Source organism: Stenotrophomonas sp. pho, from assembly GCF_006228405.1.
Lineage (GTDB): Bacteria > Pseudomonadota > Gammaproteobacteria > Xanthomonadales > Xanthomonadaceae > Stenotrophomonas > Stenotrophomonas sepilia.
In genome coordinates, this window is sequence record NZ_CP029759.1 from 2743365 (window position 1) to 2756663 (window position 13299).

General features: G+C 59.0%; 14 protein-coding genes and 1 pseudogene. All 15 read right to left on the reverse strand.

Translation table 11 applies throughout. The annotated features are described in order from the left end of the window. Positions 1-53 precede the first annotated feature (53 nt). The 15 genes and pseudogenes from DL544_RS12935 to DL544_RS21995 all read right to left on the reverse strand — a co-directional run bounded on the left by DL544_RS12935 (position 54) and on the right by DL544_RS21995 (position 13236). On the reverse strand, positions 54-590 hold the full coding sequence (locus DL544_RS12935; RefSeq protein WP_032954278.1) for a hypothetical protein: 537 nt from the start codon (positions 588-590) through the stop codon (positions 54-56). A 797-nt stretch (positions 591-1387) separates the two neighbouring features. Next, positions 1388-1894, reverse strand: a complete 507-nt coding sequence (locus DL544_RS12940; RefSeq protein ID WP_081275803.1) for a DUF4189 domain-containing protein — start codon at positions 1892-1894, stop codon at positions 1388-1390. A 662-nt stretch (positions 1895-2556) separates the two neighbouring features. After that, positions 2557-2994, reverse strand: a complete 438-nt coding sequence (locus DL544_RS22515) for a DUF4189 domain-containing protein (protein WP_139727293.1) — start codon at positions 2992-2994, stop codon at positions 2557-2559. 140 nt (positions 2995-3134) lie between these two features. Continuing rightward, positions 3135-3689: pseudogene (locus DL544_RS12955) on the reverse strand (type IV secretion system protein); the annotation flags it as partial. Positions 3690-3961: 272 nt separating this feature from the next. Next, positions 3962-4534 (reverse strand): DUF4189 domain-containing protein, encoded by a 573-nt coding sequence (locus DL544_RS22520; RefSeq protein WP_081275804.1) that lies wholly within the window; start codon positions 4532-4534, stop codon positions 3962-3964. Continuing rightward, positions 4531-5370, reverse strand: coding sequence for a TrbL/VirB6 family protein (locus DL544_RS12965; RefSeq protein WP_171955507.1), 840 nt, complete (start codon positions 5368-5370; stop codon positions 4531-4533). The genes DL544_RS22520 and DL544_RS12965 overlap by 4 nt, the downstream gene beginning before the upstream one ends. Positions 5371-5743: 373 nt before the next feature. Then, positions 5744-6418 carry a DUF4189 domain-containing protein gene (locus tag DL544_RS12970; RefSeq protein ID WP_329843970.1) on the reverse strand — a complete coding sequence of 225 codons (675 nt, stop codon included), beginning with the start codon at positions 6416-6418 and terminating at the stop codon, positions 5744-5746. Continuing rightward, positions 6321-6779, reverse strand: coding sequence for a hypothetical protein (locus tag DL544_RS12975; RefSeq protein WP_255312964.1), 459 nt, complete (start codon positions 6777-6779; stop codon positions 6321-6323). The genes DL544_RS12970 and DL544_RS12975 overlap by 98 nt, the downstream gene beginning before the upstream one ends. Before the next feature lie 211 nt (positions 6780-6990). Next, positions 6991-7272, reverse strand: coding sequence for a DUF4189 domain-containing protein (locus tag DL544_RS21990; RefSeq protein WP_082783317.1), 282 nt, complete (start codon positions 7270-7272; stop codon positions 6991-6993). Between the two features lie 256 nt (positions 7273-7528). Then, entirely contained in the window at positions 7529-8668 is a 1140-nt protein-coding gene (locus DL544_RS12985) for a TrbL/VirB6 family protein (protein WP_255312965.1), read from the reverse strand. Positions 8669-8746: 78 nt separating this feature from the next. Continuing rightward, the gene (locus DL544_RS12990) at positions 8747-9544 is read right to left on the reverse strand and encodes a hypothetical protein (protein WP_255312966.1); all 798 of its coding nucleotides are present in this window, start codon (positions 9542-9544) and stop codon (positions 8747-8749) included. Between the two features lie 45 nt (positions 9545-9589). Then, positions 9590-12031 (reverse strand): VirB4 family type IV secretion/conjugal transfer ATPase, encoded by a 2442-nt coding sequence (locus tag DL544_RS12995; protein ID WP_139727297.1) that lies wholly within the window; start codon positions 12029-12031, stop codon positions 9590-9592. A gap of 81 nt (positions 12032-12112) precedes the next feature. Next, positions 12113-12421 carry a VirB3 family type IV secretion system protein gene (locus tag DL544_RS13000; RefSeq protein WP_019660289.1) on the reverse strand — a complete coding sequence of 103 codons (309 nt, stop codon included), beginning with the start codon at positions 12419-12421 and terminating at the stop codon, positions 12113-12115. After that, on the reverse strand, positions 12414-12824 hold the full coding sequence (locus DL544_RS13005; protein ID WP_065186157.1) for a TrbC/VirB2 family protein: 411 nt from the start codon (positions 12822-12824) through the stop codon (positions 12414-12416). The genes DL544_RS13000 and DL544_RS13005 overlap by 8 nt, the downstream gene beginning before the upstream one ends. 73 nt (positions 12825-12897) lie before the next feature. Continuing rightward, positions 12898-13236 (reverse strand): hypothetical protein, encoded by a 339-nt coding sequence (locus tag DL544_RS21995; protein ID WP_255312967.1) that lies wholly within the window; start codon positions 13234-13236, stop codon positions 12898-12900. Positions 13237-13299: the final 63 nt, after the last annotated feature.

A 13299-nucleotide genomic window follows, 5' to 3' on the forward strand; every position in this document is an offset into this window, starting at 1 on the left:
AAACTCCTGCTCGATCATCGTTGGATACTCCCGCCTCCTCACCGGCATGGCACTCAGGGCAAGCTGACGTCGGCGACGACGGACGGATCGAAATCCTCGAACCGCACCCGGCCAAGTTCGGCAGCCGAGAAGTCACGCGTATGGGTGGCCTCGGTCTCGGTGTCGACCACCCTGCGCTGCACGCCATGCACCCAGCACGCCTGCTCGGCAGGTGCATACCGGAACGTGTAGACGCTGCTCCAGCGTTCGCGACTGCCGCCGTTGGTGATCACACTGAACGCACCATCCTCGATGGTCACGTACGCGAAAGGATCGCCGGCAATGCCTCCCCGGGTGGAACACGGCACCAGCTTGTCGTTGCGCGCCGCCAACTGCCATCGGCCCGTGGCGTCGCCCAGCAGCAGCAACAGCACCCGGTTGGGACCGTGCTCGCCGGGCAGCAAGCCCTCCGGAGGAGGTTGGTCGATCACCAGGAGCTGGTCCTGGAAACCATTGCCGGTCAGATCACCGCGCACGGCTTCCAGCAGGTTCGCGCCGGACGGAACGAACGCCAAGGCATTGTCCATGTGTACGCCACTCCCCTTCTCCATCCCCTGCAACTCCTTCAATCCCGTCTTGCCAGTTCCCGAGCGGAGGCCGGAAACGGGGCGATGCCTCGCACGTGCCCTGCGGCCGCCATGGCGGATGATAGCCCCGAGCCCACGGCAACCGCGATGGTGGCAAGCGTCACCCGCATCGCGGGGGACACAGTCCTCATGGACGGAAAAGCTCCTGCGTTCGATGGCACCGGCGCGTCGGGATTTTGACGCGCACGCAGCTTACTTCGAGGAGGCGGCGCTCGTCGAAGGGGGCTTGGGATGAAAAGCGCACTTGATCACAGAAAAAGCGCGGTTAACGTGAATGGATGCCCACTTGGAGATGACGGCAGCGCTGATCAGGCACTTAACACTCGTGCAGACGCAAGCGGAACGGGGGCGGCGAACACGGATCGGGTGACACACGCCACGCAGTCATCGTCCCCGCAAGCGAGCCCGAGCTTCAATGTGGAACGGAGCCCAGCCGTAGCTGAGAACCGCACGCGTCTTCAATTTTCCGGCGGGCAAGAAGCCGGGTGATTAAGCCATGGATTGAATCCGGAGAGCACCGTCTCCCGACGCATTCACCACCAGTTGAACATGCTCAAGCGGGCAAAGCGCTTCTGAACAAAACTGACGCTCGTTCCAAGTAACGACAACTCAAAGATCAGGGGCCGTAACGAACCCGCCCGAACACAAGCCCCATTGCGGCGCTCGGCATCAGTCGTTTGCGGTGAAAATTTCCAAAGCCTTGAAGCACTACGGCCGGGCCAACGAAACAACCAGCGCGCTAGCCCGGCGCTATCCTCGCTTCAATTCCGCACATACTCAGGAACTGAGCACGCGGTGTACACGACATGGCATCCCTGACCCCCATCCCTTATACAAAGACGAGTTGCCAATTGAATTGCTTCATCAACAGTCGCCTTTCCACCAAAGCTGGTGCCGCCGGAACCCGAACTGGGGACCACCGCAGCAACGCATTGATTCTCGTAGGAGAAAGAAGTTCGACAGGCACGACCACCTGATTGCCGGCATTGCATCACAGCCTCTGCCTCTGCGTCAGACTTACTACGCCTCCCGGTAGACACTCCAGACGCGCCCTCAGGAGAAACAGAGATCGCACCCCACGTTTTGATCCACTTCCCTGCCGGTTGCGGCGTCTTGAGCGATCCGTCACCCGCCCCAGGGATCGGAGCGCAGCCGCCTACTCCTTGGCCGCCAATCGGGTACTGTCCAGGCGGACAACGCCCCTCCGCATATGCACTTGCAGAGAACGCGAGCAGCAGAACTAACAGGATCACTTTCTCAATTTTCATAAGCTCTACTCAACGACCAAGACAATTCGGTGCAACGGCCATCATGGAGGAAGGAGGACCTAACGATTTGCTCCCCGAAGACCCGTCTCCTGTACTCCAATCGTCGAGTTTTGCGGCAAACCCATGCGTGATACTCCAGCGGTCGCATCCTGAGTACCGGTTGAAACACCAGCATTGGCGGTTGCCCGTTCGGGCCCGGCGCCGGCGCCAAAGGGCTGCCACCTATCTGAGAATATGCCATGAAGCTACCCGAGGTGCCCTGGAAGAACATGGCTGCCATTGGGGGCGCAGTCGGGAAACGCGTCGTTAAGATCGGACCTATGCCGCCCTGCCAGATCGTCGATTGGTCATGTTACCGGTGGACGCGGCCGTACGCGGGAACCTCTTCACAATCGCTGTCACGCATAACGGGGCAGACACGCGGGTCAGCGTGTGCAGCACCATCGACACCATGACCACAGGAATCGCCCTCATGCCCAAGGGCGTTTGCTGCATGCAGAATCAGTCTGACCTGACAATTGGCGACATTTCCGGTTGGCAGAAAGCTAGCGTCCGAGGCGCGCAACCGAAAAAGGAAAAGGCATTGATCAGGCCCCTTTTTCTCGAAAAATCACAGCATAATTGTAACGAGCAACAGAGCTCTACTGCCGCTAGAACTCACATCAACGGAATGACTTGAACTCAGACATGCTACATGCCGAATAGATCAACTCACAGCGCGCAGCATTACCATGCGCTTGGCATTCACGCAGCGAATTCGTTTTTGCCTCACTCTCCGATGGAGCTCTCGACGAATATGTTGCCCCCCCTTTCATCCTGAACTCACTTACTTCTGGCCCAGCGAGTGCAACACATTGATTGTGGTACTCCATTAAGATTTTACAACTCGCGCCCCCAGCTTTAGCACACTGCGAAATTGCGACCGAAGCCGCCTCTCGCTTCGAAGCCCTCGACTCCGAGACGCCGATTGCGAGCATCGCCCCTTGCGCAGGAGAGGTATCCTGAGCAATCGCTCCCAGCGAGTCTCCCATCTCCCGGTAGGTACAGGAGCACTTGGCTGAGCACTGCCTTGACTCTGGCCGCCAGGAATCGGCGCACATCCACCAACCCCCTGTCGATCATCGCCAATGGGGTACTGACCAGGAGGGCAGCGCCCTTCCGCCCACGCGAACGAGGGAGCGATAAGCAGATAGACCAGAAGGAACATTCTTTTCATGGCAGTCAACTCCAAACAATCAACTCAACTTCCAGCGCTCATTCCAGCGTTCCCGAATTTGCCTACCTGCTGCTGCGCACCTTGACCCGCATTGTGGCTGCCCATGACCGTATATCCAGCGCCAGCCCCTGAGGCTCCACTTGCTGTGTTCGCACTACTGCCGTCCTTCGTCTGCGCCGGCGTATAACTACCCGGCGGCTGCCCATTCGGGCCCGGCGCCTGCGCCACCGGGCTGCCACCTATCTGCGAATATGCCATGAAGCTACCCAGCGTGCCCTGGAAGAACATGGCCGCCATTGGGGGCGCAGTCAAAATCAAGGTAGTCAGGATCAATCCCATGCCGCCCTGCTGCATCGCCTGACTGGTCATGCCGTCACTGGACGCGCCCATGAGCGGGAACTTGTTCACAAGCGCCGTCATCCAGAACGAGGCCGACACGCGGATCACCATGTCCAGCGCGATCGAGACCATCGCCGCCAGCACCGCCATGGAGAACATGGTTCCAATACCGTAGAACAGCCATCGCTGGAACAACTGCTTGGTCTGATCGAACAATAGACTAAGGATGAACTGCGCCCCGAACCAATCAACTCAGCGCCAAAGGCAGAAGCTAGTAGACAAATGAATTACAGAACGACGTTTTATCTCCAAGAGTAATCACCTCGCGCTCACGTTGACCGAACCCGTGGACAACAGCGCCCACCCTTGGCGCAACTTCGCCATCTCAAGCGAAAGCGAAAGCGAAAGCGAAAGCGAAAATAGAAATGGCCCACGTCTTAGCGGGCCACCCCTAAAATAAAAAAAGCAGACCTTCAGTATGCAACCAAGCCCAGCCAGTGTCAGGAATCACATCAACGGAAAGACTTGAACTCAGACTCACTACAGGCCGAGTAGATGACGCTGCACTCGGTACCATTCGCAGCCGCCTTACATTGTTCCAATGCGTTACGCCTTGCAAGCTCCAAGGTTTCCGCGCGGGCAGCTATCGAGCTTGCCGAAGTCGCGCCTTTAGGAGTATCCGCAAGCGCCACGCACTGATTGTTGTAAACGATGAGAACCTGGCACTTCTGCCCTCCTCCCAAACGGCATTGATCCAGAGCCACAGAGATCGCCTCGGACTTGCTTTTGCGAGATTCCGAAACGCCTGTAGCGCTGACGACCCTACGAGCATTGGCGCTGGAGTCTTCCGCAATCGCGCCCCATCGCTTTTCCCACTTCCCAGATGGAGCGGGTGCGGTCGGCGATGACGAAGAATCAGCTCCCCCCGGAATCGGGGCACACCCAAGAACACCCTGAGCACCACCCACGGGATACTGGCCTGGCGGACACCTGCCCTCGGCATATGCCGCTGCAGGAATCGACAAAATCGCCAAGAGCAACAGAGTCTTCATCATCTTCACCTTCAACGAAAAACGGGTCTTCATTTCACCAACGCGTTGCCCAAGGCACCCGGCGACTTGGATTCAACATGCTGATTTTGACCAGAACCCATCACCGAGCGCCCTTCAAGTTGCGGAGAGGGACCACTGGACCCCTGCGATGAATTCTTCTCCTGCGCGGGCGTGTAGTAGCTACCCGGCGGCTGCCCATTCGGGCCCGGCGCCTGTGCCACCGGGCTACCGCCTATCTGCGAATATGCCATGAAGCTACCCAAGGTGCCCTGGAAGAACATGGCCGCCATTGGGGGCGCAGTCAGAATCAAGGTCGTCAGGATCAATCCCATGCCACCCTGCTGCATCGCCTGACTGGTCATACCGTCACTGGACGCGCCCATGAGCGGGAACTTGTTCACAAGCGCTGTCATCCAGAACGAGGCCGACACGCGGATCACCATGTCCAGCGCGATAGATACCATCGCCGCCAGTACCGCCATGGAGAACATGGTTCCAATGCCGTAGAACAGCCATCGCTGGAACAGCTGCTTGGTCTGGTCGAACAGAAGGCAAAGAATGAACAGTGGTCCCAAGCCGATGAACAGGGCCATGGCGACCTCATACAGCAGCAACATGGAACCTGCCGTCACTGCAGGTCCGCCCGTGCCCAGGCCGATGAACCACATCGCGCGGGTCTTGTCAGCCTGCAGCTCGGGATCATTGAGAATCTTGATCCCATCGATGCTGGACAGCGCCACCTGCATCCAGGCAAGGCTCTTGTCGATCTGCGCCTCGGGCTTCTCGTCCTTGCCGGTCACAACGTGCGTGATCAGCCCCTTCACGTCTTCCGTCAGGAATTCATGGAGGTCGCGACCGAACATGCCCATGCTCGTCGCCACCGCCACGATCAGGGCTGGCGTTCGTCTCTTGAATCACCAAGGCCATCATTGATGAGCCGATATCCCTTGAGCACTTCCCACGAAGTGAGCCCAAGCTTAACAATCCAATGCGCGCTCAGCGTATACGCGCATCATCAGAAACACACCCACAGGATTGCACGCGGGATAGCGGTACGGCCTGACGAACTTGGAGGCGATTCGCGACATCATATTGAGGAGCCCAACTGAATTAAGCCTTCTCAACTAAACGGACGCCACTTAAATCTAGCGCCAACGCGCACCACCCGTCAGCCCCAGACCCCACCTGCCAAGCAGGCATACTTGCAAGCCAGTCTCAAAATTCGCTCACGCTGAAGTTCCACTAGTACTCCTGAAAAATCGGATCAGAGCATGCGGAATAAAATACTTTACACCCTGCGCTTCCCCGCTTTGTGCATTCATCCATTGCAAGTTTCGTCGCGAGAGCCTCCGTCTCGGCTCGCCACGTCACCGCTCCTCCTCTTTCGAGACTCGAAGGGGTAACCATTGCAGCGCATTGGTTTTTGTAGGACATCGTCACTCGGCAATCACTAGCGCCTCCGCGGGCACACTGCGAAATAGCTTCTTTTTCTGCAGCGCCTTTCGAACTCTGACCCGTTGATGCACCGGCATCACCGCTCGGAGCAGTGGCAATAGCTCCCCAAGTTTTCAACCAGCGGCCTGTTGGCCTAGGCGCCGCCGTTGCATTCGCCCCACTGTCCCCGCCCGGAATCGGTGTACACCCCCCCACGCCCTGCCCACCAATGGGATACTGTCCGGGTGGACAACGACCTTCTGCGCTAGCGGACGGAGCATCCACCAAGAAGAGGATCAACAGCAAAGACAGCATCGAGGCGTACGCTGCTACCAGTTGCTTCGCCCTGAATTTATTCGCTGCACGCATCACAATCACCTTGGCTCTATCTCGGTTTATTGCCAATCCCCATCCTGCCTGGATCATGCTCGGGCGTGGAGTTAGAAGGACCGGTGAACATCTTTGTTGGAGCACCAACTTCATTAGCGCCTTCACTTCCCTTGCTCGTCGAAGGCTTATCCGGCGTGTAGTAGCTACCCGGCGGCTGCCCGCTCGGGCCAGGCGCCTGTGCCACCGGGCTGCCACCTATCTGCGAATATGCCATGAAGCTACCCAAGGTGCCCTGGAAGAACATGGCCGCCATTGGGGGCGCAGTCAGAATCAAGGTCGTCAGGATCAATCCCATGCCGCCCTGCTGCATCGCCTGACTGGTCATACCGTCACTGGACGCGACCATGAGCGGGAACTTGTTCACAAGCGCTGTCATCCAGAACGAGGCCGACACGCGGATCACCATGTCCAGCGCGATAGATACCATCGCCGCAAGAACCACCATCGAGAACATGGTGCCTATGCCGTAGAACAACTACCTTTGAACAGCTGCTTGGCCTAGGCAAACAGCAGACAGAAGATGCACAGGGACCGCAGGACGAAGAACGAGGCCCAAAGCGACCTCGTACAGCAAACGCTCTGAATGTTGGTTTGGTCAATACTCGCTAACAAGCCGTAATGCGACCTCTAACAACTCATGCCTGTACGCCCCGGTCGCACTTCGCTCAGTAAGACTTGAAGAGCGGCTCAGTGCAGTCGGTATAGAGCACCTTGCATTGCCCAATGCTCTCCTTACTGCACGCAGCCAGCACATTCTGGGTTGCACTTTCGCGCGATGCTCCCGTGTTCGTCCTTACCTTCCGTCCTTCCTGCGCGGTCGCGTAGGCAACGCACTGGTTCTTGTAAGTTGTCAGGACTTTGCAGTCGGTCGCCCCATACTGCGCACATCGCTCTTGGGCTTCTGTCTCGGCTGCCGACTTATCCTTATGACCCTTGGATGCCCCCATGTCACCGGACGCAGGTGACAGAGAGATGGCACCCCACGTCTTGATCCAACGGCCGTCGGGCCTGGGCGCAGATGTGCCGCTCTCCCCCCAGTTGGAATCGGGGCGCACCCACCGACACCCGGGCCACCGATTGGGTACTGACCTGGCGGGCAACGCCCTTCTGCAAATGCTTGGCCGGCAGCTACCAACGTAATCATCAGAAGAATCACGCGCGAAGCCAAAGACATATTTACCTCTTCATCAATTGCCGCTGATCTTATTCGCAGCCCGGAGCCCAGTCTCCTGGGGGACAGCAGCCCCCTTGCGGAACAGTGAGCCTGCCATTCCCAGCTGAATTACTGGTTTCCGGATTGACAGAATCCTGCTTCGAAGGAGCAGCTGGTGTATAGGTGCCGGGTGGACGCCCATCCGCACTCGGAGTAGCGGCTGCGCTACCACCTATCTGCGAATATGCCATGAAGCTACCCAAGGTGCCCTGGAAGAACATGGCCGCCATTGGGGGCGCAGTCAGAATCAAGGTAGTCAGGATCAATCCCATGCCGCCCTGCTGCATCGCCTGACTGGTCATGCCGTCACTGGACGCGCCCATGAGCGGGAACTTGTTCACAAGCGCCGTCATCCAGAACGAGGCCGACACGCGGATCACCATGTCCAGCGCGATAGATACCATCGCCGCCAGTACCGCCATGGAGAACATGGTTCCAATGCCGTAGAACAGCCATCGCTGGAACAGCTGCTTGGTCTGGTCGAACAGAAGGCAAAGAATGAACAGTGGTCCCAAGCCGATGAACAGGGCCATGGCGACCTCATACAGCAGCAGCATTGAACCTGCCGTCACCGCAGGGCCACCCGTGCCCAGGCCGATGAACCACATCGCGCGGGTCTTGTCAGCCTGCAGCTCGGGATCATTGAGAATCTTGATCCCATCGATGCTGGACAGCGCCACCTGCATCCAGGCAAGGCTCTTGTCGATCTGCGCCTCGGGCTTCTCGTCCTTGCCGGTCACAACGTGCGTGATCAGCCCCTTCACGTCTTCCGTCAGGAATTCATGGAGGTCGCGACCGAACATGCCCATGCTCGTCGCCACCGCCACGATCAGGGCGGCGCGCGCCATGTTGGTCACCAGGATCATCATCGAGTCCCGGCTGCGGCCGGTGACGATCCGATAGCCCTGTACCAGCACCCACAGGGTCATCAGGGTCAGCGCGATGCCGCCGACCCACGTCATCATGTTCTCCATCAAATGGAAGCCGAACTTGCCAATCCTGTCGCGCAGGTAGTCAAGAATCAGCTTGAAGAACACGAAGTCGCCGATCGACTGGATACGCACAGCGTGCTCCATCAGATCCTGGAACCCGCCCGAAAAATCAAAGTTGGCAATCGACCTGATCGTCATTCCTGCAATCCCTTGGTAATACCGCTTTTGCACCGGTGGCCGCCCCTTGCACTTGCTCTGGCCACCCCACCGCCTGCCTCAATCGATGGACAGTGCAGCCTTCAGCGCGACTGTCTTCACCAGATCGCTCGCAAGGGTCTTGGTGGGATCTCCCTTGAGCGCCGCCTGTGCCACAATCTTCTGGTTGGCTTCCATGACTTCAATGTAGGCATCGTAAGAACGCATGCGTCCTTCCCAGCTCTGCGCTGCCACTTCCAGGTTGATGGCCATGCGGGTCGCTTCGCTGTCCGAACCCTGGACGTTGCCCTGATCATTGCTGAGGATGCGCAGATCGAAAATTTCCTTCAGGCCCGACTCCATCTGGGGAATGGACTGCACGAGGAACATCACCGAATCGTTGTACTTGCGATTCTGCATCATGCGGATGTTCACGCAGATCTGGGTCTGCTGCTCCTTCATGTCACCGGTCGGATTGAACACAAGACTCTTGAAAAGATCGCCGGGCGAGAAACTGCTCTTGCTGCCACAGGTTTCCGCCACCAGATAGTCCGCAGGCACGGGTACCAACGGCTGCCCCTCCGGCAGGCCGATCTTGCGCATCTGAGCCTGCACCTTCACCAGCGCCTGAGCGTACTGGTCCAGCGTCCTTTTCCAACGCTCTGCCTGCTCGGCATACTCGGCAGCGTCGGCCGCGTAACTGGTGATCGAGTTCTTGTACTCATAGATGGCCTGCATCAGGTTCGAGTAATCAAACACCGGCCAGCCTGCGTTTGCCGTCGTGGTTGCCAACGACATCACGGCGCCCAATGCCAACGCGCTCAGTCGAGTGCTGCGCGGCATACCGGCCTTCTTCCTGTTCTTGCTCAGACTGTTCATCATCGTCTCCATAGTCGGTCGTTCAAGAGCGTCGGGACACCCGACTCATGCCACGGCCTCAGTACTCGCCGTCTTGCCCGAACCCTTTCGATTCTTGTAGAAATCTTCCAGCCACTGTTCCGGCGTGAGCTCGTCCACGGTGATCCGATTGCGGACTGCAGCCGTCTGCAACACCCGATGCATGATGTCGATGTTGTCGGTCGAGGCCGAGATCACCGACAGGATGTCGTCCATGCCACGCAGGTTGAGCTGGCAGACGCTGGACGCATGACCCTGCTTGACCAGGAAGCAGCGCGAGCGCTCGTCCAGGGCGGTAACCACCCTGAACTCGGCCTCGGTCAGCTTCAGGCCGTCCATGTAGTCGCTCTTGCTGGCGTTCGGGTTGGGCAGAAGGATCAGCGTGGCGGTCTGTTCAATCAGCGCGGCGGAGATGTCACTCTTCAGTGCATCTTCCGGGCTCTGCGTTGCGAAGATGCCCAGACCGTTCTGCTTACGGATGGTCTTCTGCTTGTTCTTCGCGAATTCCTTCAGGCCACCCTCGCCGTCCAGGATCTTCCAGAATTCGTCCATCACGTAGATCAGCGGACGACCATCGATCAGCGACTCCAGGCGGTGCAGCAGGTAATTGATGACCGGCACGCGCACTTCGGGGTTGTCGATGATGTCGGTGTAGTCGAAGCCGATGATGTTGGCCTTGCTCAGATCAACGGTGTCGACCGGATTGTCGAAGACCCAGCCCAGCGAATTGCCCGAGGTCCAGCGGCGCATGCGCGCGTACAGCCCATCGTCACCCATGTTGGGCAGGCTCTTCTGGAAGTTGGTCATGCTGCGCAGGTGCATCGGCGTATCGAGCATGCTCTCTACAGCGCGATAGATATCCTCTTCCTCGCGGGCACTGTACTCACGCTTGCCGGCCAGCACCTTGATCAGGTCGGCGAGGAACTGGACGTTGGCTTCATTGTTCTCGCACTGGAACGGGTTGAAGCCGGTTGGCGCACCGTTCTCCAGGGCCAGATAGTTACCACCGCAGGCGCGCACGAAAATCTCCGCACCACGGTCCTTGTCGAAGAAGAAGATGGTCGGCGACGGCTCGTACTTCTGAACCTGGCTGAGCAGGAAGTTGATCAGCGCGGTCTTACCGGTACCGGACTTGCCGATCACCATGGTATTGGCGATCGCCTTCTCGCCCAGCGAGTTCTCTGACGGATGGGTCGCGTGGAAATTGAAGTAGTACGGCTGGCCGTTGGTGGTCTGCAGCGTGGTGACGCAATCGCCCCACGGGTTGTTGTGCTGCTTGCCGGTCGCGAAGTTATGCAGCGGCGACAGGCCCAGGAAGTTCAGCGAGCTGACATTGGCCAGGCGGGTGCGGTAGCGCCAGTTGGCCGGCAGTTGGGAGTAGAAAGACGAGGTAACCGCCAGATCTTCCTTGGTCGATACAAAACCGGCATTGGACAGCTCGGCGCGCGTCGTGGCCACGTTCTGCGACAGCTTGGCCTGGCTGTCGCCGTAGACTGCCATGATGAAGTGATACTCGCCGAGCACGAAATTACCCGACGAGAGCTGATCCATCGCCTGGTCCAGCTCGACGATCTGGCTGACTGCCTTGTCGCCGGAGGAGATCATCATGCCCTTGGTGCGGTCGAGCACCTTGAGCGCGTCCTGACGCCCCATCGGGCTGAACGAATGGGTGATGACGTACTCGTAGTCCAGGTACTTCAGGCCGTTGAGGATGCCCGGGTAAGTTCCCTCGGCATACTCCTTGATGTTCAGGATGGCGCCGAAGTGGTTGGCACCATTGGGGGTATTGATGACGAAGTCACCGGTCTTGGACGAGAACATGTGCCGGCTGACCGGCAGGTAGTCCTTGATTGGTGCCGACAGCACCGGGACCGGCTCGTCAATGCGATTGATCAGGTAGCCGAACAGCTCCAGCGTTTCCGAGAACACCACGCCATTCTTGGCCTCATACATGCCCAGGCGATACGGCGCGTAGTCGCGGATCACGGCCTCGACGTTGCCGGCCAGTTCCATCAGCTTTTCGACTGCCTGCTCCTGCTCCGCGCGCAGCTTGTCCACGTTCGCCGACTTCTCGACGAAGCGCTTACCCGCCACCACGGGGCGATAGATCATGGTCAGGTACAGCTCGTTCTGCATGATGCGCTGCGAGGACAGCATGCCCATGTACTGATCGGACACGTCCTGGTTGAAGCGCTGCTTGTAGTTGCTCTTGCCCTTCAGCGTGCGGCGACGACGGATGTCATGCACCCAGAACGCCACGTTCACGAAGTCGGGAGCACGCAGCGTCTGCAGCAGGCGGTTGAACGTGTTGTGGCGATGCTCCAGCTCCCACTCCTCACGGCCGACGAACGGCAGCCCTTCCAGATGCCAGGTCAGCAGGTAGTCGCCGCCCGTGGTCTTGACCACGTTCGGGGCGACGTGCGACGACAATGGAATGAACTCGCTGATGGAGGTGTCTGGGCTGAACATACGACTGCTTCCAAAGAGGTACTGCCAAGAAGTTTCAACAGACCCGACGGGCGCTTGCGCCCGCCGGGCCGGATCCGGACCTCAATCCATTCGGGCCGGCTTGTCGCGGTAATGGTTGGGGTTGAACACCCACATGCCATCGTGTTCCTGCACGTTGCGGACTTTCAGCTTGAACATCAGGCGCAGGCCCAACAGGCGGAAGATCATTTCGTCACGCTTGGCCATCTGTCGCATGATGAAGACCGCCACCGGAATGGTGAGCAGGAACCAGAAGTTCGTATACATGCTGAGCAGCAGCAACCCGCCTGCCACCATGAAGAATGGCAGGTAAGGCACACCCAGGAACATGGCCGGGCGCGTGCAGCCGCGGAACACGACGTTCTTATGCACTGTAGTACTGGATCGCGTTTTTGATCAGGTAGTAGCCAGTGCTGGTACCAGCACCGCACTTCCCATCACTACCTTCGCCCAGCAGCATGCGTGCGATCTGGCCAGCGGCACCGATCAGCACGCCACCGATCAGGATCGGCGCGACGTCACCGATGCGCTTGTGCGCGAAGGCGATCTGGTAGCCGGCGAAGATCACCGCAATGGTCACCACGGCGATTGAGGCCATGTTCAGCAGGCCGTTGATGTTGGAGAAGAAACCGCAGACCTTCTTGTCGGTGCCGCCGAAGTCGGTGCCGGTGGCGAACACCTGCGGGGCGAACAGTGCGCCAACGAAGATCGTGGCCATCAGCAGGGTCTTCAGCGTGCGCTGGGCCTGGACGAGGTCGAGATTGGATCGCTTCATGGATTGATTTCCTTGTTGATGGACTAACACAACTGAATCGGCCAGCCGGGGGACTGGCCGCACCACGACTTCGTCAGAACACGAAGGCCGCATCCCCTGCGGGAATCTGTTGCACCGGTGCGGCCTGCACCGGCGCGTTGTACGAATTGTCGGCACCCGCCACAGGCTGGTTACGCTCGCTCCAGGGCCGCAGCATCACGGGCCCCTCATTGCTGGCACCGGCGGCGCCCGGCAACTGCTGCGGCATGGCCATGGCCTGCGCAGCACGCTGCTGAGGCAACTGCTGCGGCATACCACCGGACTGTTGCTGCGGATAGGCGGCCCCTTGGCTGGGTTGCGCTTGAGGCTGCATCATCCTGTCCACCGAACCCAGCACCACCTTGGACAGCGCCTGGTCGGCGAGATTCAGCAAACTACCCGCGCCATCGCCCCGGTGGACGGGTACACGACATAGGCGCGTGCGGGATCTTCGGAC

Coding starts and splice junctions, on each gene's coding strand:
- DL544_RS12990 (WP_255312966.1), bottom strand. CDS start 9,544: ATGAACAGTCTGAGCAAGAACAGGAAGAAGGCCGGTATGCCGCGCAGC.
- DL544_RS22515 (WP_139727293.1), bottom strand. CDS start 2,994: ATGTGCGCCGATTCCTGGCGGCCAGAGTCAAGGCAGTGCTCAGCCAAG.
- DL544_RS12975 (WP_255312964.1), bottom strand. CDS start 6,779: ATGTTCTCGATGGTGGTTCTTGCGGCGATGGTATCTATCGCGCTGGAC.
- DL544_RS12940 (WP_081275803.1), bottom strand. CDS start 1,894: ATGAAAATTGAGAAAGTGATCCTGTTAGTTCTGCTGCTCGCGTTCTCT.
- DL544_RS22520 (WP_081275804.1), bottom strand. CDS start 4,534: ATGAAGACCCGTTTTTCGTTGAAGGTGAAGATGATGAAGACTCTGTTG.
- DL544_RS12995 (WP_139727297.1), bottom strand. CDS start 12,031: ATGTTCAGCCCAGACACCTCCATCAGCGAGTTCATTCCATTGTCGTCG.
- DL544_RS21990 (WP_082783317.1), bottom strand. CDS start 7,272: ATGGGGGCATCCAAGGGTCATAAGGATAAGTCGGCAGCCGAGACAGAA.
- DL544_RS12965 (WP_171955507.1), bottom strand. CDS start 5,370: ATGGGCATGTTCGGTCGCGACCTCCATGAATTCCTGACGGAAGACGTG.
- DL544_RS13005 (WP_065186157.1), bottom strand. CDS start 12,824: ATGAAGCGATCCAATCTCGACCTCGTCCAGGCCCAGCGCACGCTGAAG.
- DL544_RS12935 (WP_032954278.1), bottom strand. CDS start 590: ATGGAGAAGGGGAGTGGCGTACACATGGACAATGCCTTGGCGTTCGTT.
- DL544_RS12970 (WP_329843970.1), bottom strand. CDS start 6,418: ATGAAGTTGGTGCTCCAACAAAGATGTTCACCGGTCCTTCTAACTCCA.
- DL544_RS12985 (WP_255312965.1), bottom strand. CDS start 8,668: ATGACGATCAGGTCGATTGCCAACTTTGATTTTTCGGGCGGGTTCCAG.